This is a genomic window from Mesorhizobium sp. M7A.F.Ca.MR.362.00.0.0 (assembly GCF_004023175.1).
In the GTDB taxonomy this organism is placed as follows: Bacteria; Pseudomonadota; Alphaproteobacteria; order Rhizobiales; family Rhizobiaceae; genus Mesorhizobium.
On the sequence record NZ_RZTF01000579.1, the window covers coordinates 1 to 2,801 of the forward strand.

3 protein-coding genes are annotated in these 2,801 nt (G+C 62.7%); 1 reads left to right on the top strand and 2 read right to left on the bottom strand.

The annotated features are described in order from the left end of the window. Window positions 1-1,178: ABC transporter ATP-binding protein (locus tag EOC06_RS35420; RefSeq protein WP_164898938.1), on the top strand; the 1,178-nt coding region annotated here is incomplete at its 5' end. A gap of 26 nt (window positions 1,179-1,204) precedes the next feature. Here the strand turns inward: EOC06_RS35420 and EOC06_RS35425 are convergent. Then, window positions 1,205-1,987: an ABC transporter ATP-binding protein gene (locus EOC06_RS35425; protein WP_128309989.1), complete on the bottom strand. Its 783-nt coding sequence runs from the start codon at window positions 1,985-1,987 to the stop codon at window positions 1,205-1,207. 10 nt (window positions 1,988-1,997) lie between these two features. Then, window positions 1,998-2,771: an ABC transporter permease gene (locus tag EOC06_RS35430; protein WP_245470363.1), complete on the bottom strand. Its 774-nt coding sequence runs from the start codon at window positions 2,769-2,771 to the stop codon at window positions 1,998-2,000. Window positions 2,772-2,801: the final 30 nt, after the last annotated feature.

The window sequence follows — 2,801 nt, forward strand, 5'->3', positions numbered from 1 at the left end:
TCCATGGCGTGCGCACCGTGCAGAGCCTGGAGCGCCAGCACGTCAATTTCGACCTCTATGACGAGAAGGTGCTGGCCAATCTCAATGCCCATCTGACCTCGGCGAAATACGCGCAGGTGATGGTGCCGATCGTCGATACGCTGACCGGCATCGCCATGGCGACCGTCATCGTCGTCGGCGGTTCGATGGTGCTGTCGCACAGCCTCGACATCGGCGTCATGGTGGCGTTCCTGTTCTACATCCAGCGCTTCTTCGACCCGATCCGCTCGCTGACCATGCAATACAGCGTCATGCAGCGCGCCATGGCTTCGGGCCAGCGCATCTCCGAAGTGCTCGACGTGCCGGTCGACGTCAGCGACAGGCAAGGCGCGGTGACGCTGTCGCGCGACATGGACGGCTCGGTCGAGTTCAGGAACGTCACCTTCGGCTATAGGCCGAACCAGCCGGTGCTGAAGAACATCTCCTTTCGCGTCAATCCGGGCGAGACCGTGGCCCTTGTCGGCCCTACCGGATCGGGCAAGTCCAGCTCTATGGCGCTGGTGCACCGCTTTTACGATGTCTGGTCGGGCGAGGTTCTGGTCGGCGGCCATGATGTGCGTGACCTGACCCAGGATTCGCTCGGCGATCAGGTGGCGATGGTGCTGCAGGAGCCGTTCCTGTTCTCCGGCTCGGTGCTGGAAAACATCCGCTACCACAAGACATCAGCCAGCCGCGAGGAGGTGGTGCGCGCCGCACAAGCCGTCGGCGCGCACGATTTCATCGAGAACCTGCCCGATGGCTACGATACCGAACTCGAGCAGCGCGGCGGCAATCTCTCGCTCGGCCAGCGCCAGCTGATCAGCTTTGCGCGTGCACTGGTGGCCGACGCCAAGATCCTGGTGCTCGACGAAGCCACAGCCAGCATCGATTCCTACACCGAGATGCTGATCCAGAAGGCGCTGATCACCCTGCTGGAAGGCCGCACCGGGCTGGTCATCGCCCACCGTCTTGCCACCATCCGCGGCGCCGACCGCATCATCGTGCTGCAGAACGGCGAGATTGTCGAAAGCGGTAACCACGAACAGCTAATGGCAAGAAAAGGCCTCTACGCCCGCCTCTACAACATGAATTACGCCTCCTTCGACGACATTTCCGAAGGCGAGCTGGAGTTGGATGCGGCGGTCGGCAAAGCGACGTGATTGGGCCTACTGATGACCACAGGCGCCTACGCCATTTCGGGGCGTTTTGAACCTTCGCGGATGGCCTTGTGCACGCCGCGCTGCAGATCCATGAATGCAGGGCTTTCCATCACCTCTTCGCGGCGCGGGCGCTCGATATGGACGTTGAAGGTCTGCGTGATGCGTCCCGGGCCGATCCCCATGACGACGATGCGGTCCGACAGATAGACGGCCTCCTCCACATCATGAGTGACAAACAGGACGGTCAACCTGTGTTCCTCCCAGATCTGGGTGAGCAGTTCCTGCATCTGATGCCGGGTCAAGGCATCGAGCGCGCCGAAGGGCTCGTCCATCAACAGCATCTTGGGCCGGTAGGAAAGCGCGCGCGCAATGGCGACGCGCTGTTTCATGCCGCCCGAGAGTTCGGCCGGATAGCGGTCGGCGCTGTCGGACAGCTTGACGAGTTCGAGATGTTCCAGCGCGATCCTGCGGCAGGTCGGGCGATCGTAACCGGCGGCCTTAAGGGCAAATTCGATGTTCTGCCGCGCCGTCAGCCAGGGAAGCAGCGTGTAGGACTGGAAGACGACGCCACGGTCGAGACCCGGCTGCAGGATCGGCGCGCCATCGATACTGAGATCGCCGGCGTCGAAGTCCTGCAGTCCGGCCACGATCGACAGCAGCGTGCTCTTGCCGCAGCCCGACGTGCCGACCAGGGAGACAAACTCGTTGTCGGCAAGATCGAGATTGATGTCGCGCAGCACTTCCGTGCGCCGCTCGCCGGTGCCGAAGCTCTTGTGGAGACCGGCGATCCGCAATTTGGGGGGGCTCATCGGCTGGACCTCATTGCGAGCGGCCCTCTTGCTTGAACAGCACCTTTTCCAGCGCCTTCATCACCTGGTCGGTGATGAGGCCGAGCAGGCCGAGCAGCAGGATGTAGCCGATGATCGTGTTTGTCTGGAAATAGCGCTGCGACACGGTGATGCGATAGCCGAGCCCCGAAGTCGCGGCGACAAGTTCGGCCAGCACCAGCCAGGTCCATGCCCAGCCGAGGCTGATGCGCAGCGTATCCCAGATGCCCGGCAAGGCGCTGGGAACGACGATGCGCGTCAGGATCTTGCGATCCGGCAAGCCGAGTGTACGCCCAAGGCCAATGAAATCGGCTGGAACCCGTTTCACATTGTCCATGATCATCAGCACCTGCTGGAAGAAGGTGCCGATGAAGATGATCAGGAATTTCTGCGAATCGCCGGTGCCCGCCCACAGGATGGAGAGCGGCACGAAAGCGACGACCGGCATGTAGCGGATGAAATCCACCAGCGGCTCGATGGCCGCTTCCCAGGAACGGAAACTGCCGATCAGCACGCCGATCGGTATCGACAGGGCCGAGGCGATGAGGAAGCCGATGGAGATACGGTACATCGAGGCTTTGAGGTCCAGCCACAACGTGCCGTCGGCGGCGAGCTTGGCGATCTGCATAGCTACGCTGCCCGGCGACGGCAGGAAGATCGGCTTTACCAACCCCAGTCCGGTCGCCGCCCACCAGGCAAGGCCGAGCCCGACGAACACGGCCACCGCGACGATCAGGAAGCGCGACCTGGCGATGGGCACGCCGATCCCGGAGGATCGGCGGCGCCTCGCCTGTTT

What these genes read in the sequence shown, in the direction of transcription:
- EOC06_RS35425 (WP_128309989.1), bottom strand. Translation starts at nt 1,987, where the DNA reads ATGAGCCCCCCCAAATTGCGGATCGCCGGTCTCCACAAGAGCTTCGGC.